At 45.1% G+C, this 23,261-nt stretch carries 24 protein-coding genes; 17 read left to right on the forward strand and 7 right to left on the reverse strand.

Going from position 1 to position 23,261, the window contains the following annotated elements; all coding sequences use genetic code 11:
* Positions 1 to 41 precede the first annotated feature (41 nt).
* Positions 42 to 794: a cytochrome b/b6 domain-containing protein gene (locus tag A596_RS01250; RefSeq protein WP_052417108.1), complete on the forward strand. Its 753-nt coding sequence runs from the start codon at positions 42 to 44 to the stop codon at positions 792 to 794.
* 65 nt (positions 795 to 859) lie between these two features.
* Here the strand turns inward: A596_RS01250 and A596_RS01255 are convergent, their stop codons facing one another.
* A complete protein-coding gene (locus tag A596_RS01255; RefSeq protein ID WP_052417109.1) occupies positions 860 to 1,645 on the reverse strand; it encodes a class II glutamine amidotransferase in 786 nt (261 codons plus the stop codon).
* 38 nt (positions 1,646 to 1,683) lie between these two features.
* The gene (locus tag A596_RS21815) at positions 1,684 to 2,508 is read right to left on the reverse strand and encodes a hypothetical protein (protein ID WP_052417110.1); all 825 of its coding nucleotides are present in this window, start codon (positions 2,506 to 2,508) and stop codon (positions 1,684 to 1,686) included.
* A gap of 263 nt (positions 2,509 to 2,771) precedes the next feature.
* Here A596_RS21815 and A596_RS01265 point away from each other — a divergent pair, with 263 nt between their 5' ends.
* The 5 genes from A596_RS01265 to A596_RS01285 all read left to right on the forward strand — a co-directional run bounded on the left by A596_RS01265 (position 2,772) and on the right by A596_RS01285 (position 7,852).
* Positions 2,772 to 3,299, forward strand: coding sequence for a rhodanese-like domain-containing protein (locus tag A596_RS01265; RefSeq protein WP_052417111.1), 528 nt, complete (start codon positions 2,772 to 2,774; stop codon positions 3,297 to 3,299).
* A gap of 146 nt (positions 3,300 to 3,445) precedes the next feature.
* Positions 3,446 to 4,438 carry a serine O-acetyltransferase EpsC gene (gene epsC, locus A596_RS01270; RefSeq protein WP_200882836.1) on the forward strand — a complete coding sequence of 331 codons (993 nt, stop codon included), beginning with the start codon at positions 3,446 to 3,448 and terminating at the stop codon, positions 4,436 to 4,438.
* Entirely contained in the window at positions 4,435 to 4,695 is a 261-nt protein-coding gene (locus tag A596_RS01275) for a helix-turn-helix domain-containing protein (protein ID WP_039912019.1), read from the forward strand. Before epsC ends, A596_RS01275 begins: the two co-directional genes overlap by 4 nt.
* A 198-nt stretch (positions 4,696 to 4,893) precedes the next feature.
* Positions 4,894 to 5,829, forward strand: coding sequence for a family 2A encapsulin nanocompartment shell protein (locus A596_RS01280; protein WP_039912020.1), 936 nt, complete (start codon positions 4,894 to 4,896; stop codon positions 5,827 to 5,829).
* A gap of 88 nt (positions 5,830 to 5,917) precedes the next feature.
* The gene (locus tag A596_RS01285; protein WP_039912022.1) at positions 5,918 to 7,852 is read left to right on the forward strand and encodes a family 2A encapsulin nanocompartment cargo protein cysteine desulfurase; all 1,935 of its coding nucleotides are present in this window, start codon (positions 5,918 to 5,920) and stop codon (positions 7,850 to 7,852) included.
* Between the two features lie 91 nt (positions 7,853 to 7,943).
* Here A596_RS01285 and A596_RS01290 read toward each other — a convergent pair whose 3' ends face one another.
* Genes A596_RS01290 through A596_RS01300 form a run of 3 tightly spaced genes read right to left on the reverse strand, consistent with a single transcriptional unit; the run spans position 7,944 to position 11,118 of the window.
* On the reverse strand, positions 7,944 to 8,960 hold the full coding sequence (locus A596_RS01290; RefSeq protein WP_039912025.1) for a lysylphosphatidylglycerol synthase domain-containing protein: 1,017 nt from the start codon (positions 8,958 to 8,960) through the stop codon (positions 7,944 to 7,946).
* A complete protein-coding gene (gene clsB, locus A596_RS01295) occupies positions 8,957 to 10,234 on the reverse strand; it encodes a cardiolipin synthase ClsB (protein WP_084127888.1) in 1,278 nt (425 codons plus the stop codon). Before clsB ends, A596_RS01290 begins: the two co-directional genes overlap by 4 nt.
* Before the next feature lie 53 nt (positions 10,235 to 10,287).
* A complete protein-coding gene (locus A596_RS01300; protein ID WP_412130092.1) occupies positions 10,288 to 11,118 on the reverse strand; it encodes an endonuclease/exonuclease/phosphatase family protein in 831 nt (276 codons plus the stop codon).
* A 573-nt stretch (positions 11,119 to 11,691) separates the two neighbouring features.
* Between A596_RS01300 and A596_RS01305 the strand changes: the two genes are divergently transcribed.
* Complete coding sequence (locus A596_RS01305; protein ID WP_039912026.1) at positions 11,692 to 12,435, forward strand: SapC family protein; 744 nt, start codon at positions 11,692 to 11,694, stop codon at positions 12,433 to 12,435.
* A gap of 102 nt (positions 12,436 to 12,537) precedes the next feature.
* Here A596_RS01305 and A596_RS01310 read toward each other — a convergent pair whose 3' ends face one another.
* On the reverse strand, positions 12,538 to 12,849 hold the full coding sequence (locus tag A596_RS01310; RefSeq protein ID WP_039912028.1) for an HPF/RaiA family ribosome-associated protein: 312 nt from the start codon (positions 12,847 to 12,849) through the stop codon (positions 12,538 to 12,540).
* 256 nt (positions 12,850 to 13,105) lie between these two features.
* Between A596_RS01310 and A596_RS01315 the strand changes: the two genes are divergently transcribed.
* Both A596_RS01315 and A596_RS01320 read left to right on the forward strand, forming a co-directional pair.
* On the forward strand, positions 13,106 to 14,005 hold the full coding sequence (locus tag A596_RS01315) for a TIGR01777 family oxidoreductase (protein WP_039912029.1): 900 nt from the start codon (positions 13,106 to 13,108) through the stop codon (positions 14,003 to 14,005).
* Positions 14,006 to 14,148: 143 nt separating this feature from the next.
* On the forward strand, positions 14,149 to 14,619 hold the full coding sequence (locus A596_RS01320) for an Hsp20 family protein (RefSeq protein WP_039912197.1): 471 nt from the start codon (positions 14,149 to 14,151) through the stop codon (positions 14,617 to 14,619).
* A 49-nt stretch (positions 14,620 to 14,668) separates the two neighbouring features.
* Here A596_RS01320 and A596_RS01325 read toward each other — a convergent pair whose 3' ends face one another.
* Positions 14,669 to 15,673: a GlxA family transcriptional regulator gene (locus A596_RS01325; RefSeq protein WP_039912031.1), complete on the reverse strand. Its 1,005-nt coding sequence runs from the start codon at positions 15,671 to 15,673 to the stop codon at positions 14,669 to 14,671.
* A 123-nt stretch (positions 15,674 to 15,796) separates the two neighbouring features.
* On the opposite strand from A596_RS01325, the gene A596_RS01330 reads away from it, so the two are divergent.
* The 8 genes from A596_RS01330 to A596_RS01365 all read left to right on the forward strand — a co-directional run bounded on the left by A596_RS01330 (position 15,797) and on the right by A596_RS01365 (position 23,244).
* Positions 15,797 to 17,704, forward strand: a complete 1,908-nt coding sequence (locus A596_RS01330; protein ID WP_039912032.1) for a beta-ketoacyl synthase — start codon at positions 15,797 to 15,799, stop codon at positions 17,702 to 17,704.
* Positions 17,705 to 17,852: 148 nt separating this feature from the next.
* Positions 17,853 to 18,101 carry a 30S ribosomal protein S16 gene (gene rpsP, locus A596_RS01335; RefSeq protein WP_039912033.1) on the forward strand — a complete coding sequence of 83 codons (249 nt, stop codon included), beginning with the start codon at positions 17,853 to 17,855 and terminating at the stop codon, positions 18,099 to 18,101.
* A gap of 28 nt (positions 18,102 to 18,129) precedes the next feature.
* The gene (rimM, locus tag A596_RS01340; protein WP_084127890.1) at positions 18,130 to 18,669 is read left to right on the forward strand and encodes a ribosome maturation factor RimM; all 540 of its coding nucleotides are present in this window, start codon (positions 18,130 to 18,132) and stop codon (positions 18,667 to 18,669) included.
* A 57-nt stretch (positions 18,670 to 18,726) separates the two neighbouring features.
* Positions 18,727 to 19,500 carry a tRNA (guanosine(37)-N1)-methyltransferase TrmD gene (gene trmD, locus A596_RS01345; protein WP_268745672.1) on the forward strand — a complete coding sequence of 258 codons (774 nt, stop codon included), beginning with the start codon at positions 18,727 to 18,729 and terminating at the stop codon, positions 19,498 to 19,500.
* A 9-nt stretch (positions 19,501 to 19,509) separates the two neighbouring features.
* Positions 19,510 to 19,860, forward strand: coding sequence for a 50S ribosomal protein L19 (gene rplS / locus A596_RS01350; RefSeq protein ID WP_039912035.1), 351 nt, complete (start codon positions 19,510 to 19,512; stop codon positions 19,858 to 19,860).
* 208 nt (positions 19,861 to 20,068) lie between these two features.
* Positions 20,069 to 20,968 (forward strand): site-specific tyrosine recombinase XerD, encoded by a 900-nt coding sequence (gene xerD, locus A596_RS01355; RefSeq protein ID WP_039912202.1) that lies wholly within the window; start codon positions 20,069 to 20,071, stop codon positions 20,966 to 20,968.
* 33 nt (positions 20,969 to 21,001) lie between these two features.
* Positions 21,002 to 21,793: a DsbC family protein gene (locus A596_RS01360; protein ID WP_039912038.1), complete on the forward strand. Its 792-nt coding sequence runs from the start codon at positions 21,002 to 21,004 to the stop codon at positions 21,791 to 21,793.
* Between the two features lie 146 nt (positions 21,794 to 21,939).
* Positions 21,940 to 23,244, forward strand: a complete 1,305-nt coding sequence (locus tag A596_RS01365) for a homoserine dehydrogenase (RefSeq protein ID WP_039912039.1) — start codon at positions 21,940 to 21,942, stop codon at positions 23,242 to 23,244.
* Positions 23,245 to 23,261: the final 17 nt, after the last annotated feature.

The raw sequence follows: 23,261 nt of genomic DNA on the forward strand, positions 1-23,261 counted from the left end.
GCATAGATATTCTTAAATCCCGCTTAACGTGCAGTACTATTATGTCCGATCAATTTATTGAACCCACCCAAAGCCTTGAGATTGAAACTTCAGCTGTTTCTGATAACCCGCATTTGCATGTTTGGGATTTGCCTACGCGTGTATTTCACTGGTTGTTAGTGGCTTCGTTTATTGTTGCGTATGTCAGCAATTGGTTGGGGGTAAGTTATTTCACTTACCATTTATGGTCAGGTTATTTTGTAGTGGTGCTGGTAGGGTTTCGTATCTTATGGGGACTATTCGGTACCCATCACGCGCAGTTTGTAAATTTTGTTCGCCACCCGCTGGAAAGCGTGCGTTACGCCAAACACCTGGCGAGCAATAAAGCCAAAAGCTATCCAGGGCATAATCCTCTGGGGGCGTTGATGGTATTGTTGCTGTTAACCGTAATGCTGATCCAGGCTGTTACCGGTTTATTTGCGAACGACGAAATATTTAATGTTGGGCCTTTGTATGGCTACATCAGTAATGAATTAAGTTTGAAGCTTACCGGATTGCATAAAGAATTGTTTTACTGGATTCTTGCAGCGGTGGGGGTACATGTAGGTGCTGTGCTTTTTTATGTATTCTTCAAACGCGAAAACCTGATTAAAGCGATGATTACTGGCAAGAAACCCCGCCACGGTTTTGAAGGTGCGCGTTCAATTGAATCATCCAAAATCTGGCTGGCGCTATTTTTAATTGTATTGGTATCAGCGCTGCTTGCCTGGATTATTGTTACTGCGCCTGAAGCTGTACTGGATTTGGGTTACTGAGTTGTTATCCGAATTCTTTCATCGAATAAAGCTTAAATTGGTTATTGCATAAAAAAGCGGAGAATTTATTCTCCGCTTACTCGTTCCAGGTGCAGTTCCCCATCTTTAAATAACCGCGCTTCACCGCGTTGGAATACTTTCCAGTCTTCATTAGCGGTTAATGGTTTTGTTGCGATCACAATCATCTGGTCTTCATGGCTGTTGTGTTCACTCAAATCCAGTGATAACTCGCGATCAATCAATGTCACACGGCTAAACGGAAATTTGCGTTCAACATACGCCAGATGCGTGGAGCAATAGCTGTACATCCATTCGCCATTGGACAAAATAATGTTAAAGGTACCGAAGCTGGCAATGGTTTCACTAAAGTGATTCAACCACTGAAACAAGCTGGCGGTATTGCTGATTCCGCTGGGTACATGGCGTTTCAGCTGCTGTAATAAATAACAAAATGCCAGTTCGCTATCAGTATCACCTTCCGGTGTAAATTCATCGTCCAGGAAGGGATTGAATCCTTTTAAATCCCCGTTATGGCAAAACAACCAATCACTGCCCCACAGGCTGCGCTGGAAGGGGTGGCAATTATTGAGCTTGACCTGGCCCACAGTTGCCTTGCGGATATGCGCGATAATCGTTTTGGATTTCAGGCCATTTTTTTGGATGGCTTCCGCCAGATGTGACTCCGCTGCCGGTGAATCATCAAGGATCACCTGAGCTTGCTGGTTGCGATAATAAGCAATACCCCAACCATCTTTATGTTCATCGGTAAGCCCGCCACGCGCGCGAAATCCTTCAAAGGAAAACCCAATACTTGCCGGTTGTTTACAGCTCATTCCTAATAACTGGCACATAGTAATAGTTCCAAGATCCTCGGCGTGGACGAATTAAATTAACTTGCAAGTCGTTGTGATTCATCGATCGATGAATTATTAAAAACCGGTTGCGTGTTGCTTGCTAATTGCACGTAACCTTCAAAACGTGTATTCGCTAATTGCACCAGTTTGTACTGGCTAAAGTCCTGTTCGGGAGCTACCAGAATGCGTGTTGATCCCAACGGGTAGTTGGGTTGTTCAATTAACTGCTGGACTAGCGCAGGGCTGGAAAAAATATAATCCGGTTGCAATTCGAATTGTCGTAGCAATTCCCAGTCCGGCAATTCATGCAGGCTGATGCCAATGCGATATTGGCGTTCGCGATAATTGGTTAACGCTTGCTGGAAATGCGGCAGGCTCGCGATATCCACCAGTTTGGTGTGCAATACCACGCGCTCTGGCCCCAGGCCGCAATCGCTTAATATTTTTTCAAATGCTTTCCCGTGTTCATTCGCTACGCTCAATATATGGCGCGCCTGAACGCGCAGTGCCAGTAAACCTTTGAAACCGTCGTGTTGTTGCAAATAATTTAACGAGTGCAGGGTTCTTACCAGGCGGTCCAGGTGAACAACCTGTTCCTTGTCTTCCAGGGCATTCACAATATCGTCGATATTTAATAAATTGCCGGTGCTGGAGCGTACAAATAAATCCGCATAATGGCCAATCAGTTGATCATCTTTTGCCGATAATATTTCTGCAAACTGGCTACCCAGAATCAGATTACCAAAGCGCGCCCAATATTGGTTGTCGGCCTTATAAAAGCCGGTTTTTGGCAATTCGCGCAGACGCGCCTGGGTTTGCAGTTGATCGTTAAAATAATTCATTAATTCTGTCAGGGGCATAGCGTCAGCCTTGCAATAAAAACTATCCAGGCACGCATCATAAATAGCGCAAAACGAATTATGAAAGAATTAAATATTCCTAGCTTATAACGAGCTCCAATCCGGTTTTATCAGCTGCTTATTTTTTATAACTCTGATTATAAGGATATAGAGATATATTCTTTCCCATTGGTTATAGCCGTCACTATAGTGGCTTCACATCATCTTAAACACCTTGCGTTACCATCGAGTGTGTCATGGCAACACACTGTTGAGGAGAAAACATGACAGTGATTCAGTTAAATTCCGTTGTTGATAATTCATCAGTTTCTGCGCATAACACCGCTTCTCCACAGGGCGCCGCGCAGGAGTTACCTGAGGTTTTGCTCGTCGCAAATGCGGATGCAAAAGCGGCTGGTTTGACTTATGCCGGTGGTGTATTGCCGGAAGAAGCCTGGAAATTATTTGTCGGCGGTCAGGCACATTTGATTGATGTGCGTACTTCTGAAGAGCGCAAGTTTGTTGGACATGTCCCTAATACGCTGCATATTGCATGGCAAACCGGCCCTGCATTAATCAAAAATCCACGCTTCCTGCGTGAGCTGGAAAATAAATTACCGAAAGACGCGGTCATTCTGTTCCTGTGCCGTAGTGGTAAACGTTCTGCCGCCGCAGCCACTGCTGCTGCAAACGCCGGGTTCATCCATGTATTTAATGTGCGTGAAGGTTTTGAGGGCGATCTGGATGAGCGCCAGCAGCGCGGTGCTGTGAGTGGGTGGCGCCAACGCGGTTTGCCTTGGGTCCAGGATTAAGCCGTTCAGGATTAAACAGTTTCAGCGTTAACGGATTTCAAAATTAAACAGTTCCAGGACGAAATAATCACCAAATTAAACAGCGGGATTGTTTCTGTCATTCAAAGGAAATCATCAACAATAATTACTGATGAGTTATATGTTTTATGAGTGTCAATCACCCACCCGAATTGCTCAATGCCAATATCGCCCAGCTTAACGCGCAACCGTTAAACTCGGCGAGTTGGGAGCTGGACAAAATTGTTCAAGAGTTGCGCAATGCACGTAACGATTGGCGAGCCCAGCGCGGGCGTTCGCGCGAGCCTGGTTTACGTGAATTGCCATCGCGCGATGCACTGCAACAAATCATCCGCGACCTTTGTGGTGCGTTATTTCCGATGCGCCTTGGGCCACAGGAATTGCGCGAAGAAACAGAAGATTACTACGTTGGTCATACGCTGGACGCTGCATTGAATGAGCTATTGCGACAGGTGCAATTGGAATTAATTTATTTCGCCCGCCAACAAAATTCCCAGGATGATGAAACTGTTTTAAGAATCCAGGCTAATCAAATCGTCCGTTTATTCGCGGCTGCATTACCGGAATTGCGCCGCACGTTAGATGTGGATATCCAGGCTGCGTATCAAGGTGATCCAGCAGCGCGCAGCGTAGATGAGGTGTTGCTTTGTTATCCCGGCGTGCTTGCGATTATTCATCATCGCCTTGCGCATACCTTGTATCAATTGGGCGTGCCGTTATTAGCGCGCATCGTTGCAGAATTGGCACATTCCTTGACTGGTATTGATATACACCCCGGGGCAGAAATCGGGCGTGGATTTTTTATCGACCATGGCACCGGTGTTGTGATTGGTGAAACCGCAGTGATTGGCGAACGTGTTCGTATTTATCAGGCAGTGACACTGGGAGCAAAAACTTTTCCCACTGATGACAAAGGCAATTTGCAAAAAGGTTTGCCGCGTCATCCTATCGTTGAAGATGAAGTGGTGATTTACGCCGGTGCTACAGTATTGGGTCGTATCACAATAGGTAAGGGGTCAGTCATCGGCGGTAATGTATGGCTGACTCGCAGTGTTCCGCCCGGTTCAAGTATTACCCAGGCTAGTTCACGTCAACAGGCGCCGCAGGAGGCCGATGTATGAGTATTAATGTGTATTTTGGCCGCGTAGTGAAACAGCTGCGCGACACCCGGCGTTTATCGCAAGAAGCCCTTGCCGAACGCGCCGATTTAAATCGCACCTATTTGGGCGAAGTGGAGCGTGGGGTAGCGATTCCATCGCTTGCTACTATCGCAAAAATTGCGACTGCGTTAAACCTTCCAACTTCCGATTTAATTGCGCGTAGTGAAATTCTTCTTAACAACGAACTACAGCAAGCCGAATTAGCAAGTGTTGATTAATCAACACTTGCAACCCTGAAATACTTTCATATTTCTTTCATTAATTCCCGGTAATTATTTACACGGGATGAGGTGACGTTTTTTTATTCTTTTGTTGATGGCTATAGCAGGTTGTTCGCTTCTTAGATCAATGCGATCTTAGCTTAGTGCGATTTCTTCTATGGGTTTTTACGACATTCTTTTTTAAGGAGCTTCGGCATGTCTACCGAAAATGATGTTCAGTTAGCACTTGGTGATAATGCTGCTCGCCAGCTTGCTAATGCGACGAAAACTACACCCCAGTTATCAACCATTACCCCGCGTTGGTTAGTACACTTCCTGCAATGGGTTCCTGTTGAGGCTGGTATTTTCCGTTTGAATCGCGTGAAAAATCCGACTCGCGTTACTGTGACTTGCTCGCAGCGCGATGAATCAGAAATCAAACCAACTTTTGTTGATTATGAAGATAAGCCGCGCGAATATTTTTTGAATGCCGTTACCAGTGTGGTGGATGTCCACACACGTGTTTCCGATTTGTATAACAGCCCGCACGATCAAATCAAAGAACAATTGCGCTTGACTATTGAGACCATCAAAGAGCGTCAGGAAAGCGAATTAATCAACAACCCCGAGTACGGTTTGTTGGCGAATGTTGATGAAACCCAACGTATTTCTACACTCACTGGCGCACCGACTCCGGATGATTTTGACGAGCTGTTGGTAAAAGTTTGGAAAGAGCCAGGCTTTTTCCTTGCACATCCTTTGGCGATTGCAGCGTTTGGTCGCGAATGTACCCGTCGCGGTGTTCCGCCTCCAACCGTTAGCTTGTTTGGTTCACAATTTATTACCTGGCGCGGTGTGCCGTTGATTCCTTCTGACAAATTGCCAATTGATGAAGACGGTAAAACTAAAATTTTATTGATTCGTGTTGGAGATAAACGCCAAGGCGTTATTGGTTTGTATCAGCCAGGTTTGGCTGGCCAACAGAGCCCTGGCTTGTCGGTGCGTTTTATGGGGATTGGTCGTAATGCTATTGCATCCTATTTAATTTCCCTCTACTGCTCGCTCGCGATTCTGACTGAAGATGCAGTGGCTGTTCTGGAAGATGTGGATGTGAGTAAGTATCACGATTATCCTGATACTTATAAACAATAATTTAAGGCAAACAAATTTGTATTTGCTTAATTTGTATTGAATTCTGTTTTACGAAAAAGTATCCAGAAAACAATTCCGAGTATTGTTTATGAGTGAATATCCAGAACCTAGCGGTTTACCTGATTTGGAAAACCTTGCTTCATTAGCCAATGAAATGTTCCAGGCGTTGCCCAATGCAGCGCCATTCTTTGCTGGCATTTCCGGGTTGCAAGCGGCACCGAATGCCGGTGGGCATCCTGCTGCGCGACCACAGGCGGGAGTGACGAGTGCGCCACCGCCAATGACCAGTCCCGCCGTAGAACGTCACGCATCTGCTGCACCAAATTATTATTTTGCGGAAAATGCCAATCAGTATCCACTTGCCCCAATTCATTTAGAGCAATTGATAAGTCAGGTAGAGCAAACTGCTGCCCAGGTTTCACCGCAAGCGTTTGGTTTACCGGGAGAAGCGGATTTGCGTGAGCTGCTTGGTGAGAATCGCTTTGTAACCCAGGCACCGGCTGCAGCTACAAGACCTGCGGCACCGGATTTAAAAGTTCCGCATGCTCTTGAATCCCATGTTGGTAATTATCATCAGCCTCAGTCTGTCGGCAGTGATCGTGTCGCTGCGCAATCATTGCACCTTCCTGGTGAGTCGGACATCCAGCAATTACTTGCTGCGGAATTCAGCGTTACTCGTTTTGATGCTCCAGCCTCGGCTGCAACACCAGCGCCAGATTCACGTTTTTATTTTCTCGATTCAGGCGCGCAACCTGTATTTGGTAATACACTGAAAACCAATGTATTTGCAGCAGAGCAACAAGGGTTTGATGTAAATGCGATTCGCCGCGATTTTCCAATTTTAGCGGAGCGCGTGAATGGAAAACCTTTGGTTTGGTTTGATAACGCGGCTACTACGCATAAACCGAAAGTTGTGATTGATCGCATCAGTTATTTCTACGAACACGAAAACTCCAATATTCATCGCGCTGCGCATGAATTGGCTGCGCGTGCTACTGATGCTTACGAAGGTGCGCGCAATAAAGTAGCGAAATTTATCAATGCCAGATCGGCTGACGATATTATTTTTGTGCGTGGTACGACAGAAGGTATCAACCTGATCGCAAATACATTTGGCAAGCAACGAGTGGGCGAGGGTGATGAAATTATTGTGTCGCAACTTGAACACCACGCGAATATTGTTCCCTGGTATTTGCTTGCGCAGCGAGTAGGTGCAAAAATCCGTGTTATTCCGGTGGATGACAATGGTCAAATTTTGCTGGATGAATACCGCAAGCTCATTAACAGCCGCACCAAAATTATTTCGGTTACGCAAGTCTCGAATGCATTGGGTACGGTTACGCCGATTAAAGAAATTATTGATATTGGCCACAGCTTTGGTGTGCCGGTTATTGTTGATGGTGCGCAATCGGTTTCCCATATGCGGGTAAATGTGCAAGCGCTGGATGCCGATTTTTTTGTGTTCTCCGGACACAAAATTTTTGGCCCCACCGGTATTGGCGTTGTATACGGTAAAGCGGAACATCTACAGCATTTGGAGCCCTGGCAGGGCGGCGGCAACATGATTGCTGATGTTACCTTTGAGCGCGTTGTGTTCCAGGGAGCGCCCAATCGCTTTGAGGCCGGCACTGGTAATATCGCCGATGCAGTGGGCTTAGGGGCTGCGCTGGATTATGTAGATCGTGTAGGTATCGAGCGTATTGCACGTTATGAACACGATTTACTGGATTATGCTACCCATCGTTTGCGCCCAATTCCCGGCGTGCGAATTATTGGTACTGCTGCTGATAAAGCGAGTGTATTGTCATTCACACTAGCAGGTTATAAAACTGAAGAAGTTGGTGCAGAATTAAATCGAGAGGGTATTGCGGTACGCTCCGGCCATCATTGTGCCCAGCCGATTTTGCGCCGTTTTGGTGTCGAAGCGACTGTTCGCCCCAGCTTTGCGTTTTATAACACTTGCGAGGAAATTGATTTGTTTATTTCTGTAGTGCAGCGTTTAGCGAGTGCGAGAAGAAACTAAATTGATTTGCTGGATTGATTTTCTGGTTTTTTCAAGTGCCCCGGTATTCATATGAATTCCGGAACATTTTTTTAATGGAAAGGCTCAATAATTAATTTCTAACGTTATTGCTATCTTCCTGATTTTCCTCGTTGCTTGCACGGAGCTTTTTGGCCCGGCTTTCAAAAATAAAATAAATTAAAATGGCTATTGCCAATGGTATTAAAAAATAAATAACCCTATATCCGATCAAGGCGGCCAAAATAGTGCCTTTGGACAATTGATGCTGTAACAACGTGATGAAAATAGTTTCCAGTACACCGAGTCCCGCAGGAATATGTGTAATAACGCCGGCAATAGCACCGATCAATAAAATTCCCAACACAGTGGGATAACTTACTTTGCCATCTGGCAGCAGTGTAAATATCAGTAGTCCCATCAGTGACCAATTCAGGATGGCCATACCTGCCTGGATAAATGACAAGCTCGATTCAGGCAAACTTAATTCATGACGGAATACAGTTATCGAGCGTCGTTTGGAAAATTTGCAGGCAAATAAATATAAAATAGCAACTGCAACCATTGCTGCTCCAATGACTTGTAATGCAGTTGTCCCTATTTTCCAGTTATCAGGAAGGCTAATTAATCCAAATAAAAAAATTGTACCAGCAAGAATCAAATAACCCAGCCAATTTGTTATCCAGTTCATGCTAAGTATTTTGGTAATGGTGGGAACATCCAGGCCGAGTCGTGAATAAAGCCGATAACGCAGTGCAATTCCTCCAACCCAACTGGAGAGATTAAGATTAAATGCATAGCACACAAACCCTAAAGGAATAATTTGCGTGGAAGGAATTGTGTGTCCGGTGTATTTTTTTCCGATGAGGTCATAGCTTGCAAAAATACAATAGCTAAATAAGGCAATCGCGATGCCTATTAGTAATGTTGATATCTTATAAGAGGTAAGTGCTTCCTTTACTTCTTGCCATTCTATTTGCTTGACAAGCGAAAATAATAGAACCGGGACGAGTATAAAAAAAAATATTGTTAATCCTCGTTTCAACCAGATCATTTTTTTACTGGGCTGGTTGTGGCTCTTGGTATAGGTGGATGCTTCGGCAGTAGTCATGAAATACTTCCCTTATCATAAGTTTTAATAGGGCCCTCTCCATTATTTTCTTCATGAGGCTGGGTGGCTTTTTTGGACCAAAAACGCCGTTTTGGAAGGATGTGTTTAAATGTTGGCGCATGTGCAGGCAGCCAGCCAGCTATTGATGGGAATACCCTTAGGAAATAAAAGCTGATAAAAATAAGTGGAACGCGCCACCAATAACCTCGCTGTGCGAGTTCCAGGTCGATTCTGTGGGAATGTTGTTGGATAAGTTCGTTGAGGTGGGCATCAATTTTCTGGTTTAATTTTTTGTCCTGGATAATGACATTGGCTTCAAGGTTTAGTGAAAAGCTGAGCGGGTCCAGATTGCTGGAACCAACGGTAACCCACTCATCATCGACAATAGCAATTTTTCCATGTAGGCTCCTTTGGTTATATTCGTAAATTTTCACATCAGAGCGCAATAGATATTTGTAAAGCAAGCGCGATAAAGCGGTAACCCACGGCATATCAGGCCGGCCCTGCATAATTAAGGTAACTTCAACACCACGCATTGTTGCACGACGTAGCGATAACAAAAAATAATAGCGAGGAAAGAAATAGGCATTGGCAATAACGATGCGTTTTTTAGCAAGGCGGATCGCCAGGAGATATTGTTTTTCAATATCTTTTTTGTGGGATATATTATCGCGTTCCACCAGTAAAACCTTGCTATCCCCGGCAGGTTTACAGGTTTCTTCCTCTGCTGCTTTCAAGCGGGATCGTTGTTCTTTCCTGCTTAATTCCTGCAATGAAAGCCGCAGACAGGTTCTGTAAACGTCTGCGACAATGGGGCCACGTAATTCAACTGCATAATCTTGCTTGGCTTTCTTCCCGGCGTCCATCATGTGATCTGCGGAATAATTTATCCCACCAATAAACGCAATTTCGCGATCTACTACGACAATTTTCCGATGTAGCCGCCGGAACAAATTAAGTCGCACTCCCAATAGTTTTGGTTGCGGATCAAAAATGTGAAGTTTTACACCACTGTCAGTCATTGCCTTTACAAAATCCTTGCTCAGATCCCAAGTGCCATAATCATCGACTGTAAAGTCAACGCGTACACCATTGCGCGCGGCCTTGATCAAGGCTTGTTGAAGCCGGTGACCAACCTTGTCTTCATAAAGAATAAATGTTTCCACGATAACTTCTTTTTTTGCATTTTCAATACATTCAAATACCCGTGGATAAAATTCTTCGCCGTTGATCAGCAAATCGACTTTATTGCCATCGCGCCAATTGTTTTTCATAAAAATTTCCTGACTATCGTGTGTCTTTTTTGATGAAAAATTTTTTTCTTTCTTTACAAATGTATTTCAACAATTAATGGTGCATGATCAGACAGGTGTGACCAGGGTTTTCTGGAGAGCACTTCCGGATTAGATGCACTTGCGTTACGAATATAAATTCTATCCAAGCAAAGAAGGGGCCATCGTGCTGGAAAACTCTTTGCAGGTTTTCCGTAGTGGCTGACAAAAACTTCATTCATATTGGCTGTAGAAAGGATTTTATCCGCACGTTGACGCCAGTCATTAAAATCGCCCGCCACAATTACGGGTGATGTTGGAGAAAAACTTTCAATTAATTCCTGCAATAATATTAATTGTTGTTGCCGATGGTTTTCCCGCAAGCCCAAATGCACGCAAATAGCATGAACCTCATCATGCCCGGGAACTTTTAAAACGGAATGTAGCAATCCCCTTTGTTCAATTGTGCCTATGGATACATCCAGATTTCGAAAACGAATGATGGGATATTTTGAAAGTAAAGCATTGCCATGGTCGCCATCGGGATAAACCGCATTACGACCATAGGAAAATTCCGGCCACATGCTGTCGGCTAAAAATTCATACTGAGGAACACTGGGCCAATTTGAATGGCGCAGGGCATGGCGATTGTGGCTGCCGTGGACTTCCTGTAAAAAAACTACATCAGTAGAAAGGCTGCGTACAGCATCGCGTAATTCGGGTAGCACAAAACGTCGGTTTAATATGTTAAAACCTTTGTGCATATTTAATGTGAGCAATCTTAATGTATGAACATCGGGTTTCATCTCTGTGAGTTTGATTGCTTCTTTTTCAGGAATAATTATTCCTTCCCGGGAATTTTTTTCTGAGTCAGCATAAATATTCATAATGCATCACCATAACAGGAAAGTGCATTTACATAAGTGCTAAATGGGCGACCGTTTGAAAAGCCGATATTTAGAAAGTCTTGCAGGGCTAATTAATTGACCCTTGTTAGGCCAAAATAATTCAATATTTCTTTTTAATGTAACAGTCACGACTGTTGCTCACATAGTTTTTAAAAACATGTAGGTTTTGATGATGGAGCATGTAAATTTTTCAAAAGGAGAGAGCCTGAAAATTAGGTAAAAATTTGCAGTCTTGTGGCTTTTTTTAAAGGTTCCGCTATTCAGGGATGATGTCGGGCTCAAAAAGAGTGAGAGATAATATTTTCATTTTTACGTGTTATCCCCAATACCTTATAACCAAATATGAGATTTTTTGTGGTTTTTTAGGATCAATCATTGGCAAAAAATAGTGGGGCTTTTTGCAATACAGATGTTAATTGGTTGTTTTTTGTTCTATGAATGTGCCTTTTAATGACTAGTGGCATCAGCTGACGAAAGTGCTACCATGCGCTCCTGTTTTGTAGCATTTAACCGGTTTTTTTCAAAGCCAAGACAATAAATAGAGGTATCCTCGTGGCCAAGCAATTAATGATTTACGACAACATTCAGCCATTGTCATCTGACGTTCATCGCAACTGGGCTGTACAGGTGGATAACTATTCATTTGTATCCAACATAATTTCTGCTCCAGTGCTTGCAACGGAAATTCCATTTGCTGCGGGTGAGTTCCCTATCGTTTTCTCCGCAACTGCTAATGAGGGTGAGTATATTCCTCTGGCGATTATGGGGCTGAAAGAAGGCGAAAACCTGTGCCTGAATGAGAGCAATCAATTTACTACCCGTTACATCCCGGCGTTTATTCGTCGTTATCCATTTGTGTTGGGTGGTGATAAAAATGCGGATACCCTCGCATTATGTATTGATGAGGGTAGCAGTGCAGTCATTAAAGATGGTAGCAAAGGTCGTCCACTATTCGAAGAGAGCGGTGAACAATCAGCGCATCTGAAGGAGGTCGTAGAGTTTTTAAAGGATTACCAATATCGCGCCGAAATGACCAAATTATTTTGCAAACGTTTGCATGAGTTAAAATTACTTGAGCCAATGCAAGCGAACATCACGTTCAAAGGGCGCGAAGATGCCAACATGAACCTGATGGGATTCTATGTAGTCAAGCGTGAAAAATTAAAAGAATTAAGTGATGCCGATGCATTGGATTTATTCAAGAAAGATGGATTGGAGTTGATTTATAGCCACATTCAATCACTATCCAACCTGAATGAATTAATTAATAAAAAGTCGCAAAAGCTTGGTGTTTGATTTAAGCCTTGAATTAGTGAATTTCTCTCGGCCGGGATCTTGTTGATCCCGGCTTTTTCATTTTGGGGAAATGAAAATTAATAAGGCTTTAACCTTTGAGGATTAACGATTTCGTTGGCGGGCTGCCAGTTGTTTTACCTTGCGTTCGGCGCTGGAAAATGCATCGCGCACTGCAACATGAATAGATTCGTCGTCCTGAGTGATTGCAACGGGGTGGCCTTTGATATCCAGTTCAATAGAGGCCCGGAATTGTTTACCTTTGTGTTTGTGGTTGTGGGGGGTATCAAGAACAACGCGACTATGAACTATCTGGTCGGTATAGCGATTGAGCTTTTCCAGCTTCTTGGTAATGATCTCGTTGAGTGCAGCAGAAGAATCCAAATCACGATATACAACGTCGACAGCAGGTTTCATCGTAAAGCTCCTTAACGTTTATGTTAGAGGACTGAGGTTCCGAATTGGTTTCGCGAACAATCTTGGCCCTCACTTCTTATATTGCTCATCCCAAAATAAATTTCAAGTTTTTCTTACAATTTTCTTAATAACATTTGAGCTGTTTATTATTATTTAATGGCATTAATGCTTATATCCCGGTTTTGATGCGACATAATGGAGCGCGGCTGCCTGGATAGAATAATATCTATTAGGCGATTTTAGGGAGCGGATGACTATGAAATCAGTATTGGTAACTGGCGGAACAGGATTTATTGGTGTTCCTTTGGTTAAGGCGTTAAGTGCTGGCAATCATCAAGTTACTGTTTTAACGCGTGACCCCTCGGCGGCCAGGAGACAATTGTCAGGCGCTGTAAATGTTATTGCCACACTTGATGCCCTGAATTGTATTCCCGATGTTGTGGTAAACCTGGCGGGCGAGCCTTTGGCCGCGCGACGCTGGTCAGCAGAAACGAAGGCATTTATCTGGGATAGCCGAATCGGGTTTACTGATAAGTTGTTCGATTTTTTTGAGCGGAAGGGCAAGTTTCCTGCACGGATAATTAATGGCAGTGCAATCGGGTATTACGGCAATTGTGGCGACCAGATGTTAGATGAGCGAAAGCCGGCAGGCACTGATTTTGCGGCGCAACTTTGTCGTGATTGGGAATTATCTGCAAAGCAATTTGAGCAGCGAGGCTCCAGTTTATGTGTGTTGCGTATTGGCATCGTGTTGGGAACCAATGGCGGTGCGCTTAAGCAGATATTACCTGCGTTTCGGTTGGGCTTGGGTGGCCCGATGGGAAGCGGCAAACAGTATATGTCCTGGATTCATATTGATGATATGGTCAGGTTGATCCTTTTTGTAATTGATCATCCGGTTGTCACGGGGCCGGTAAATGCTGTTTCTACGGAGCCAGTTACCAATTTTGAGTTTTCGCGTATTTTAGCCAGTGTGTTGCGTCGGCCTGCATTGCTTCCCATGCCTGCCTTTGTATTACGCCTTCTGTTTGGTGAAATTGCAGATGTTATTTTGCTCGCTAGCCAGCGAGTATTGCCGACCCAGGCGCTTGGTGGCGGTTTTGAATTTCGCTATCCGGATTTGAAGGATGCTTTTGAGGATTTGTTAATTAAATAAAATTTTTAAATGTCACGCTTGAAATGTTTCAGCTGGGCCTTATTTAAGTTATGCGATGGCTCAATAGAGGATCGCGTTCATGTAAACGACTCGATCAATCGATGAGTCACATTGTTAATATTGCTCTTGTTGAGGATATTTTTATGCGTAGTTTTGATTTTTCTCCTTTATACCGTTCCGCAATTGGTTTTGATCGTATGGCGAATCTGTTGGATAACCTTGCGCGGACAGAGCAAAACCAACCGTCCTACCCACCGTACAATATTGAATTGACAGGTGAAGATAAATATCGAATTACCATGGCGGTCGCCGGCTTTGACCAGTCTGAACTAACCATTGAGGTTAATCAGAACAATTTGACGGTATCTGCTAATAAAACGTCTGAAACTGAGCAGCGCACTTATTTGCACCAGGGAATTGCTGCACGCAGTTTTGAGCGGCGCTTCCAATTGGCAGATCATGTACAGGTACAATCTGCCAATTATGAAAATGGTTTATTGCATATCGATTTACAACGTATTATTCCGGAAGCATTAAAGCCGCGTACTATTCCGATTGGTGTACAAACAACTGAAAAATTAACCATGGTGCCCGCTGCGACAAATGCAGCATAAACTTTCAGGGGGCCGCACATAAAAAAATCCTCGCTGTGCGGGGATTTTTTTATGTGCTAAATAATTTTGCGCGAACCGTGTCTCTGTATTCGTTGGGTGTTGTCGATAAATGTTTTTTAAATAGGCGGGTAAAATAACCCGTGTCTTCATAACCAATTTTATCGGCAATTTCGCTAATCGATAAATTGCTTGTTTTTAATAAATCTTTTGCTGTGTTAATTCGTATTTCCTGTAAATACTCCAACGGGGTTTGTCCGAGTGCAGCTTTAAAGCGGCGATTGAGTGTGCGTATGCTCATGCTGAAACGTTCTGCAATTTGCGGAAATAATATCTCGCGATGGTAATTGTCTTGTAGCCATATTTGAATCTGGGTGATTTGTTCATCCGGGTGCGGGTTTTCGCTCGCTTCAAAAAAGCCGCTCGTTTCATAGGCTTTGCGAATTTCGTGAGAAAAGTGTCGCTCAACGTGGCTCGCAATTGCTTTGCCAAAAAAGCGTTGAATAAAATGTACTGTTAAATCGGCAAGTGAATTGACACTTGCGGCACAATAAAGATTTCCTGCCTGGGTGATAAAATATTGCCGTTTAAGTTGTACCTGCGGGTAATCTTTTTGGAACTGATCGAAATAGTGCCAGTGTGTGGTCGCTGCTTTTCCATCCAATAATCCCGCCTCAGCCAAAAAGCAGCAGCCAGTACCTACGGCACTAATGATCGCTCCGTTTTGGTATTGCTCCCGCAACCAATCGAGCAAGACTGTGTGTTGCTTAACGATAGGGCGGGGGTTACGCCATAGGCCGGGAATATAAATCAGGTCACTTGCCGGGTTATCACTAACGCTTAGGTCTGGTTGCCAGCGCAACCCGGTGCGGGTGGCAACGGCATCTGTAGTTAATCCCAGGGTTTTTATTTGCAGGGGGCGACGTTGATCAGCAGGGAGCATGGTATGCATGGCGCTTTCTGCTGCCAATAACATTTCCATCGGGAGGGTGCTGCTCGTGGTAAGCATGCGTTCACACAGGATGAAGTGAATTCGAATGGGGAGGTTCTGGCGCATATTGGATACATCGCACTAATGTTTTGGCCAATTTAACACTAAAAATGACCGAAATGGCAGGGACAAGCTTATAAGGAGTCCATACACTGTGATTATCAGTGTTGTTTTGTTATGGAGTTTCCTATGTCTGTTGCGCGCCTGCCGATTGTTGTGGGGTTTGGTGGATTCAATGCGGCTGGTCGAGCGTCTGGCCATCATGCCTATCGCCGTATGGTGATTGAAAGTCTGCCAGAACTGCCTAGGCAGGAAACCCTTGCCGGTTTGGCGGTGATGATGGGATTAATATCTTATGTTGAGGGTGCGTACCGTGATTCAGCAGATCAAGCCCTTGATTTGGCTGATATAGAAGCTCGTTATGGTGAGCAGATTCTGGATGGAACCCTCATTCGTCGTATTGATAAAAGTTTTTTTGATGTGGATGCAGCCCATTGGCAAAAATCGGCGACGTTGGGTGCTGGTGATTCCCCATTGGTTTTTGAGTTGCGCAAGCGCGATTTACCGGAACCAGTGCCAACTGATTGGTTGGTTAATGATATAGATGGCGATCGCGTGCGCGTTACTGCTTCTGGTGGTCTCGAAGTTAAATTCGATAGTTACCGCGATATTCCGGTGAAGTCTGCCGGTCAATTACCGCGAGGTTTCAACCCGGGCTCACTGTATAACTCCCATTACCATCCCCGTGCATTGCAGCTTGCTGTTATCGGTGCATCAGATGCCATTCAGTCTATTGGTATTAAATGGTCGGCAATTATGGCTGCGGTGCAGCCTGATCAGGTCGGAGTTTATGCCAGTAATGTTATGAGCCAAATGGATGAAAATGGTTTTGGTGGTTTGTTGCAGTCGCGTTTGAAAGGCGGGCGTGTCAGTGCCAAGCAGTGCCCGCTGGGGCTGAACACCATGCCTGCTGATTTTGTGAATGCTTATATTCTCGGTAGTGTCGGACAAACCGGCGCAATTACAGGTGCTTGTGCATCTTTCCTCTATAACTTGCAGGCTGCGGCTGAAGATATTGCTTCCGGCAAGTGTCGTGTGGCAGTTGTAGGTTGTGCAGAAGCGCCCATCGTGCTGGAGATCATTGATGGTTATGCAACTATGGGGGCATTGGCCAGCGAAGAAAAATTGAAAAAACTGGATGGTACTGACGAGATTGATCCTCGCCGTACCAGTCGTCCTTTTGGTGAAAACGCCGGTTTTACTATGGCAGAGGCCAGTCAGTATGTGGTGTTGATGGATGATGCGCTCGCAATTGAGTTGGGTGCGGATATTCACGGTGCTGTTGGTGATGTATTTATCAATGCAGACGGTTTCAAAAAGTCCATTTCTGCCCCTGGCCCAGGTAACTACATTACTATGGCTAAAGCGGTTGCCTCAGCCAAAGCGATTCTGGGTGAGGAATCCATCAAGCAACGTTCATTAATCCAGGCTCACGGCTCAAGTACACCACAAAATCGGGTAACCGAATCCCAAATTTTTGATCAGGTTGCTCAGGTTTTTGGAATTGAAAATTGGCCAGTGTCTGCTGTGAAGGCTTATGTGGGGCATTCATTATCTGCTGCCAGTGGCGAACAGTTGATTGCCAGTCTCGGGGTTTTCAAATATGGCATCATCCCTGGTGTCAAAACCATTGATAAAGTGGCTGATGATGTTTTTGCCGATAGATTGCAAATAGCTACAAAAGATGTGGTTGCGTCGCAGCAATTGGATGTTGCGTTCCTGAATTCCAAAGGTTTTGGCGGGAACAATGCGACAGCTAGTATTTTTGCGCCGCATGTTGTTGAGCGAATGCTGGCCCGCCGTTTTGGTGAAAAAGGCATGGCGCGCTACCGCGATAAGCGCGAGCAAGTTCGTGCGGCTGCAGAAGCTTATGATGTGGCTGCACAGCAAGGCAATTTCGCTACGATTTACCACTTTGGTGAAGGTTTGATTGATGAGTCGCAAATCAGGCTGGATCAGGATAGTGTTCAATTGCCTGGTTTTGCCCATCCCATAGATTTAATCTTTGCCAACCGTTATGCAGATATGTGTGAGTGATTAGCCTATACAAAGCTGAATCTTTCCCTTAAAATGCCGCGCCTTTCGCACAGCTTATTGTGCGACTAACGATTTTTTAACCTGAAAGTCGAATTTTAACTGGAAAGCCCAGGCTTTCCCCATAAGTAAATACAGGAAGAAGACCTCAATGGTAACTATTCGTCTGTCTCGTGGTGGCTCTAAAAAGCGTCCATTTTATCATCTGACCGTAACCAACAGCCGTAGCGCCCGTAACGGCCGCTTCCTTGAGCGTATTGGTTTCTTCAATCCGGTTGCTCGTGGTCAGGAAGAGCGTCTGCGTATCGATGCTGATCGTTTGGCTCACTGGGTTGGTCAAGGCGCACAGTTGTCCGAGCGCGTTGAACAACTGGTTAAAGAAAGCAAAAAAGCAGCTTAATTGCTGTTTTTGTTGCGGTTAACGCCTGATGTCTAGCCAATCCAATCTGGTCAATGTTGGGCGTATCACTGCAGTTTATGGTGTTAAAGGGTGGGTAAAGGTTCATTCCTACACCGACCCTGAAGAAAATTTGTTTGAATACCATCCCTGGTTTTTAAAAACCAAGCATGGTGTCAAAAAAATTGAAATCGACGATGCCCGGCCTCATGGCGATGCATTTGTTGCGCATATCATCGGTATCGATGATCGCGATTTGGCTGCGCAATATACCGCTGCTGATATTGCTGTCGATCGCGAGCTGTTGCCGGAACTGGATGATGGCGAATACTACTGGAGCCAGCTTGAAGGCTTGGTAGTGTTTACCCGGTTTGAGGGTGGCGAGCGCCAACGTCTCGGTGTAATTTCCAAATTGATGGAAACCGGTGCAAATGATGTGCTTGTTGTCACTGCGGATGCAGAAAGTATTGATAAGCGTGAGCGCTTGATACCTTATGTGCCTGAACAGTTCGTGTTATCTGTTGATCTTGATGCTGGCGAAATGCTAGTGGATTGGGATCCCGAGTTTTAATTTTTTAAACTCAATTTTTTGGTGTAAGCGCTGTGGGGCGAGAGGGGTAATCGTCAATTGCTTAAAATTGCGGTTGTTTCCATTTTTCCTGACATGTTTAACGCGATTGCCGGTTTTGGAATAACCAGCCGTGCAATCAAGCAAGGCCTGGTGGAGTTAAAAACGTTAACCCCACGTGATTTTGCCCATGATCGCCACTCAACAGTTGATGACCGCCCATTTGGCGGTGGTCCGGGAATGGTGATGATGGTGCAGCCACTGCGTGATGCTATAGCCGCTGCAAAATCATGGGCTGGTGAGAGTGCAAAAGTAATCTATCTTTCACCTCAGGGGCGAACGCTGAATCAATCCGGTGTTATTGAGCTTGCGGCCTGCGGCAACATGGTTCTGGTGGCTGGTCGTTACGAAGGGGTTGATGAGCGGTTGATTCAAACAGTTATCGATGAAGAGTGGTCTATTGGTGACTATGTGTTAAGTGGCGGTGAGTTGCCAGCAATGGTGCTTATTGATGCGGTAACACGGCTGATTCCGGGTGCTTTAGGGCACGCGCTGTCGGCAGAGCAAGATTCATTTACGGATGGTTTGCTGGATTGTCCCCACTATACCCGTCCGGAAGAATTTGAAGGAATGCGTGTGCCGGACGTATTGGTGTCTGGCAATCACGAACTGATTCGGCGCTGGCGGTTGAAACAATCGTTAGGGCGAACGTGGCTGAGAAGGCCGGATTTATTGCAAGCAATAAACTTAACCAAGGAACAGCAGACGCTGTTGACGGAGTATCGTCGAGACCTTGATACGACAAACTCTAGCTGTGAAGCTATAGACTCTTAGGAGATTATCATGAGTAACCCGATTATCGATGCACTGGAAAAAGAACAGCTCAAGTCAAACCTGCCTGAGTTTTCTCCTGGTGATACTGTTGTTGTAAACGTAAAAGTAAAAGAAGGTGATCGTGAGCGTGTTCAGGCTTACGAAGGTGTTGTAATTGCCATTCGTAATCGCGGCCTTAACTCTGCTTTCACTGTGCGTAAAATTTCTCACGGTGTTGGTGTTGAGCGTACCTTCCAAACTCACAGCCCATTGATCGACAGCGTTGTGCTGAAGCGTCGTGGTGATGTGCGTCAAGCGAAACTTTACTACCTGCGTGACCTTACTGGTAAGGCTGCTCGTATTAAAGAGAAGCTGGTATAAGATTGAGTCGGTAATATCGATGATCAAAAAAGCCGAAACAGGAAACTGTTTCGGCTTTTTTGTTTTCAGTTTTCATTGATGAATCTTTTAATTTCTTTTCGTTTCGGTGGTTGTTAAGTTGATTCTGAATCGTTAGTCTCATTTTTTATTTGTAGCGACAAAAATTATGATCGATATTCCTGTGGCTGAAGATGCTGATCACACCAGGATGCCCAGTCAGCCGGATTTGGACCTTATCAATTCTTTTATTGATAATAGTTGGGTTGAAAAAGGGCTGAGTGATCATACACAGGAGTCATATCGCAGGGATTTATCCCAGTTTTCGATATGGTTGAATGAGCATGATAATAAGTTGATTGACGCCGATTATGAGGCTATTCAGAAGTTTCTTGATTTCCGGCGGCAGCAAAAACTATCTGGCAGGACTTCTGCGCGTTTCCTGTCATGCCTGCGGGGCTTTTATCGATATTTGTTGCGTGAAAACCTGTTAAAAGAAAATCCAGTTGCCCTGATAGAAAATCCCAAAATAGGCAAGCCTTTACCGAAATCTTTAACCGAAATCGATGTCGAAGCGCTGCTTGCAGCACCTGATATAGAAAATCCCATCGGCTTACGTGATCGCACCATGCTTGAAGTGCTTTATGCGTGCGGATTGCGTGTCAGTGAATTGGTTGGTTTGAGTATGTCGCAAATTAACCTTCGCCAAAATGTGGTTCGCATAATGGGTAAGGGTAGTAAGGAGCGATTGGTGCCTATGGGCGGCGAGGCGGCGCGCTGGCTGGAGCGTTATTTGCGTGAAGCGCGACCTGTGTTGCTGAATAATATACCGGATGAGGTAGTATTCCCCAGCACAAGGGCTCAGCCCATGACTCGCCAGACATTTTGGTACCGGATCAAATATTGGGCAGAAATGGCAGGGATTCAGGCAGAATTGTCGCCTCATACCCTGCGTCATGCATTTGCGACCCATTTATTGAATCACGGAGCGGATTTACGTGTGGTACAGTTGCTGCTCGGGCATAGCGATTTGTCAACGACCCAGATTTATACCCATGTAGCAAAATTGCGGATGAAACAACAGCATGCGCTGCATCACCCGCGCGGTTAGAACGACGATTATTGACTTTCACGAGACATCATTATGATAAAAACATTGAAACACTTAGGATTGGTTGCGCTGGCGGGATTGTCTATTTCGACATTTGCCCCCATGGCTTCGGCTCAGGGTGATTTGCTCAAGCGCAAAACCGTTGAAGAGACTATTTTGGAAAACCTGCATAAGGCGCGTCCGGATATTAATTTTGGTCAGCCTCGCCCTTCAATGATTAAAGGGTTGTACCAGGTTCAGGTTCCTGGTGGTCCTGTTCTTTATGTAACACCGGAAGGAGACAAGTTTATCGCAGGTGAAATTTTTGGCATCGACGCCTCTGGTTTTGCCAAAATTGAAGATCCTTTCGTCATTGAAGAGCGCAAAAAAGCTTTAGCTAGCCTGGACGGCAAGTCCAGCATTAACTTTAAACCCCAGGGTAAATCAAAGGCTGTAGTCTATGTATTTACGGATGTGGACTGTGGTTATTGCCGCAAACTGCACAGCCAGATGCACACTTATGAAGAAGGTGGACAGAAGAAGCCCGGGTACAATGATCTGGGGATTGAAATTCGCTATTTGGCGTATCCCCGTGCCGGTATCCCCAGCCCGTCTGCGGATAAGCTGGTTTCGGCTTGGTGTGCTAAAGATAAATTGGCTGCACTGACGAAGTTAAAAGCGGATGAAAGTGTTACTCCTGCAACTTGCGATAATCCGGTGGCCCAACAATTTCAATTGGGTGGCCATTTGGGTGTAAATGGTACGCCTGCATTGTTCCTGCCAGATGGTAAGTTGATGCCTGGTTATTTGCCGCCAGAAGATTTGGCAAAAAGCCTGGGCATTTAATCGATATTTAATCAATTTTCGGTATCTTGCGACCTCTGTTCTGGTCGCCGTTACCACTGCAATTGACACTGACGGCCACCATGAGTATGGTGGCCGTCTTTTTTGTATTGGCGTAAAACACACTTCAATTTGACGAGGAATTCACCTTGAAACCGGTAAGAATAGGCATCTGCGGTCTGGGTACCGTAGGCAGTGGTACTGTAAATATTCTCACGCGCAACAAAGCGCATATTGATGCCCGTGCCGGTAGTGATATTACCATTGTGCAAATTGGTGCCCGCCGCGACAACCCTAATGTTGATACCTCAAAATTTAATGTTACCCGCGATATTTTCGAGGTTGCCAATAACCCTGATGTTGATGTGCTGGTAGAGGTAATTGGCGGTACGACTATTGCCAAAGACCTGGTTTTGAAAGCCATTGAAAATGGTAAACATGTGGTGACCGCAAACAAGGCGTTGATTGCCCATTATGGTAACGAGATTTTTGCAGCGGCCAAAGCCAAAGGTGTAACCGTTGCTTTTGAAGCTGCTGTGGCTGGCGGTATTCCAATTATCAAAGCGATTCGCGAAGGATTGGCGGCTAACAATATTGAATGGTTGGCCGGCATTATTAATGGTACCGGTAACTTTATCCTTACTGAAATGCGTGATAAAGGTCGTTCATTTGACGATGTGCTGGCTGAGGCACAAGCTCTGGGTTACGCAGAGGCCGACCCTACTTTTGATGTAGAAGGTATAGATGCAGCCCATAAGCTGGTGATTCTTGCTTCCCTCGCTTTTGGTATTCCATTAGAGATTAATAAAGTCTTTACCGAAGGTATTACCAAAATCGCTACTGAAGATGTGACCTATGCGGAAGAGTTAGGTTATCGCATTAAAAACCTTGGTATTGCCCGCCGCACCGCCAAAGGTATCGAGTTGCGTGTGCATCCAACACTGATTCCGGAAAAGCGTTTAATCGCCAACGTTGATGGGGTGATGAATGCTGTATTGGTCAAAGGGGATGCGGTTGGCCCAACGCTGTATTACGGTGCTGGTGCCGGTGCAGAGCCAACAGGTTCATCTATTGTAGGGGACATCGTTGACGTAGCACGTACCCTGACTGCCTCGCCTGAACATCGCGTACCTTACCTGGGTTTTGGTGCCGATTTTGTTTCGGAACAGCCAATCCTTGCTATTGAAGAAGTTGAAACAGCTAACTACTTGCGTATGTCTGCGCAAGACAAACCCGGTGTGCTTTCCAAGATTGCGACCATTTTGAGTGATTCGGGAATCAGTATCGAAGCGATGATCCAGAAAGAAGCCAAAGAAGGTGAATCCACTGTACCACTGATTTTGCTGACTAATAATGTGCAGGATAAAAAACTTGCTGCCGCTATCCGCAGCATCGAGGCGCTGGATGCTATCAGCGGTTCGGTACAGCGTATTCGCGTTGAAGCATTGAAATAATCAGAGCAATGAAACTG

Origin of the sequence: Cellvibrio mixtus subsp. mixtus J3-8, from assembly GCF_000766945.1 — a bacterium.
GTDB classification, from domain to species: Bacteria; Pseudomonadota; Gammaproteobacteria; order Pseudomonadales; family Cellvibrionaceae; genus Cellvibrio; species Cellvibrio mixtus_A.

Bases quoted from the DNA above. Each gene is read 5' to 3' on its own strand.
- rplS (WP_039912035.1), top strand. From the start codon at position 19,510: ATGAGTAACCCGATTATCGATGCACTGGAAAAAGAACAGCTCAAGTCA.
- A596_RS01325 (WP_039912031.1), bottom strand. From the start codon at position 15,673: ATGCGCCAGAACCTCCCCATTCGAATTCACTTCATCCTGTGTGAACGC.
- A596_RS01360 (WP_039912038.1), top strand. From the start codon at position 21,002: ATGATAAAAACATTGAAACACTTAGGATTGGTTGCGCTGGCGGGATTG.
- A596_RS01250 (WP_052417108.1), top strand. From the start codon at position 42: ATGTCCGATCAATTTATTGAACCCACCCAAAGCCTTGAGATTGAAACT.
- A596_RS01275 (WP_039912019.1), top strand. From the start codon at position 4,435: ATGAGTATTAATGTGTATTTTGGCCGCGTAGTGAAACAGCTGCGCGAC.
- A596_RS21815 (WP_052417110.1), bottom strand. From the start codon at position 2,508: ATGCCCCTGACAGAATTAATGAATTATTTTAACGATCAACTGCAAACC.
- clsB (WP_084127888.1), bottom strand. From the start codon at position 10,234: ATGAAAAACAATTGGCGCGATGGCAATAAAGTCGATTTGCTGATCAAC.
- A596_RS01265 (WP_052417111.1), top strand. From the start codon at position 2,772: ATGACAGTGATTCAGTTAAATTCCGTTGTTGATAATTCATCAGTTTCT.
- A596_RS01280 (WP_039912020.1), top strand. From the start codon at position 4,894: ATGTCTACCGAAAATGATGTTCAGTTAGCACTTGGTGATAATGCTGCT.
- A596_RS01300 (WP_412130092.1), bottom strand. From the start codon at position 11,118: ATGAATATTTATGCTGACTCAGAAAAAAATTCCCGGGAAGGAATAATT.
- A596_RS01330 (WP_039912032.1), top strand. From the start codon at position 15,797: ATGTCTGTTGCGCGCCTGCCGATTGTTGTGGGGTTTGGTGGATTCAAT.
- epsC (WP_200882836.1), top strand. From the start codon at position 3,446: ATGAGTGTCAATCACCCACCCGAATTGCTCAATGCCAATATCGCCCAG.
- A596_RS01285 (WP_039912022.1), top strand. From the start codon at position 5,918: ATGAGTGAATATCCAGAACCTAGCGGTTTACCTGATTTGGAAAACCTT.
- xerD (WP_039912202.1), top strand. From the start codon at position 20,069: ATGCCCAGTCAGCCGGATTTGGACCTTATCAATTCTTTTATTGATAAT.
- A596_RS01310 (WP_039912028.1), bottom strand. From the start codon at position 12,849: ATGAAACCTGCTGTCGACGTTGTATATCGTGATTTGGATTCTTCTGCT.
- A596_RS01320 (WP_039912197.1), top strand. From the start codon at position 14,149: ATGCGTAGTTTTGATTTTTCTCCTTTATACCGTTCCGCAATTGGTTTT.
- A596_RS01315 (WP_039912029.1), top strand. From the start codon at position 13,106: ATGAAATCAGTATTGGTAACTGGCGGAACAGGATTTATTGGTGTTCCT.
- A596_RS01290 (WP_039912025.1), bottom strand. From the start codon at position 8,960: ATGACTACTGCCGAAGCATCCACCTATACCAAGAGCCACAACCAGCCC.
- rimM (WP_084127890.1), top strand. From the start codon at position 18,130: ATGTCTAGCCAATCCAATCTGGTCAATGTTGGGCGTATCACTGCAGTT.
- rpsP (WP_039912033.1), top strand. From the start codon at position 17,853: ATGGTAACTATTCGTCTGTCTCGTGGTGGCTCTAAAAAGCGTCCATTT.
- A596_RS01255 (WP_052417109.1), bottom strand. From the start codon at position 1,645: ATGTGCCAGTTATTAGGAATGAGCTGTAAACAACCGGCAAGTATTGGG.